Annotated in this window: 2 protein-coding genes and 1 pseudogene; all 3 read left to right on the top strand. The window is 63.7% G+C overall.

Translation table 11 applies throughout. The features are described from left to right. A pseudogene (locus EN939_RS32110) lies at positions 1 to 229 on the top strand (TlyA family rRNA (cytidine-2'-O)-methyltransferase); the annotation flags it as partial. Further along, entirely contained in the window at positions 226 to 1,467 is a 1,242-nt protein-coding gene (locus tag EN939_RS32105; protein ID WP_127270327.1) for a class I SAM-dependent RNA methyltransferase, read from the top strand. The pseudogene EN939_RS32110 and the gene EN939_RS32105, both read left to right, overlap by 4 nt. A gap of 76 nt (positions 1,468 to 1,543) precedes the next feature. Beyond that, positions 1,544 to 1,915, top strand: a complete 372-nt coding sequence (locus EN939_RS32100; RefSeq protein WP_127270326.1) for an antitoxin Xre/MbcA/ParS toxin-binding domain-containing protein — start codon at positions 1,544 to 1,546, stop codon at positions 1,913 to 1,915. Positions 1,916 to 1,957 lie beyond the last annotated feature (42 nt).

Here is a 1,957-nt window from a genome sequence, read left to right as displayed (position 1 = left end):
TGCCGCCAAGGCCGTTTTTGTGGTCAAGCCGCAATTCGAGGCGGGCCGTGATGCGATCGGCAAGGGTGGTCTGTTGAAAGATCCCTACGACGCCTCCCGTGTCGCCGGCCTGCTGCAGGATTGGCTGGACTCCGTGCCAGGCTGGCGCTCGCTGGGGCTGCATTTGTCGCCGATCGAGGGCGGCGACGGCAATCGCGAATTCCTGCTCGGTGGGATCAAGGACCGATGAGCGCGCGCTTCAGCATCAGGAAACTTGGCGCTCAGGGCGACGGTGTCGCCGAGACCGAGACAGGCGATCTGTTCATTCCCTTCACACTGCCCGGTGAAACGGTCACCGCCGCGCGCGAAAGGGATCGCGCCATGCTGATGGCGGTGCTGGAAGCATCGCCGCAGCGCATCGATCCCGCCTGCCGCCATTTCACCGAATGCGGTGGTTGCGCGCTCCAGCATTTCGAAGCCGGAGCCTATCGCCAGTGGAAACGCGAAAAAGTGGCGCACATCCTGAAGGGCAAAGGCATCGATTGCGAGATCGGCGAACTGGTCGCCTGCGCGCCGCAGACGCGCCGCCGTGTCGTGCTGGCCGCCCGGCGCACCGATACAGGCATGCTGCTCGGCTTCCATCGCCATCTGTCGCCGGAGATCATAGCCATATCGGAATGCCCGATCTCGCTTCCTGAGATCGTCGCTTCGCTTGATCGCTTGAAGGCGCTTGCCGAATTGGTCTGCGCAACCACCAAATCGTTCCGGCTAGCGGTCACCGTGACCGGTTCGGGTCTCGATGTCGCGGTTCACGAATCCGGCAAGCTGGGGGAGCATCAGCGCCGCATCGCTGCCAATTTCGTCATGGCGCAGGGCTTTGCCAGGCTGTCCATCGATGACGAGATCATCATCGAGCCGAAAAAGCCTGTTGTCATGTTCGGCAGCGTCGCTGTCGCCTTGCCCCCGGGCGCGTTCCTGCAGGCAACCGAGGCCGCCGAACAGGCGATGGCCGATATCGTCGGCGGACATCTGAAGCGTGCCAAGAAGGTGGCGGATCTTTTCGCCGGCTGCGGCAGTTTTGCTCTGCGTCTGGCCGCGAAGTCGGAAGTTCATGCGGTGGAGGGCGATGCGGCAGCCCTTTCGGCCCTCGACCGTGGATCGCGTTTCGCCACTGGCTTGAAGCGGGTGACGGGTGAACGCCGCGACCTGTTCCGCCGGCCGTTGACGTTCAAGGAATTGAATGCCTTCGACGGTGTGGTGTTCGATCCGCCGCGCGCCGGCGCCGAGGACCAGTCGAAGCAGATCGCCCGCTCGGATGTGCCGTACGTCGCCGCGGTGTCCTGCAATCCGGTGACGCTCGCGCGAGATTTGCGCATCCTCATCGACGGCGGCTACATCCTGAAAAGCGTGACGCCGATCGACCAGTTCCTGTGGTCGCCGCATGTTGAGGCCGTGGCGTTGCTGGAGAAGCCGAAGCGGAGGCGGTAGGTCGCTTGTGCTTGAGTTGCGCGTGAATTGGGCCTATTTTGATACCGTACGCATCAAACTATGCTAGGTAATCGTCATGAACTCCGCAGCCCTCGAAGTTCCGGCGTCACGCTTTGGCGAGGAACGGTCGCCTTACCTTTCGGCAAGGCGTGTCGCGGAACAGCTTGGTGTCAACCTGACCGAATTGGCCGGCCTGATCGGGGTCGCGCGCAACACACTTGCCGCCAAGGCCGGCGCGCGCAAGGTCGACGCCGCCCTCAGCCCGATCGTCCGCATCCTGTCGATGGCCGGTGAAATGGCCGGCGGCGAGCAACGTGCGGCGATCTGGTTTAAGCACCAGCCGATCCCCGGCTGGGCGGGAAAGACCGCCTACGACCTGGTTCGCGAGGGCAAGACGGACAAGGTGCTGGCCTATCTGGAGGCCGTCCGCTCCGGCGTGTATGCCTGAGATCAGCCTGACCTTGTGGCGGGCCTTCGTACCGCGTTGGGC

Origin of the sequence: Mesorhizobium sp. M7A.F.Ca.CA.002.05.1.1 (assembly GCF_003998335.1) — a bacterium.
Classification (GTDB): Bacteria; Pseudomonadota; Alphaproteobacteria; order Rhizobiales; family Rhizobiaceae; genus Mesorhizobium.
Note: the sequence above shows the minus strand (reverse complement) of the source record. Positions and strands in the feature narration are given on the sequence as shown.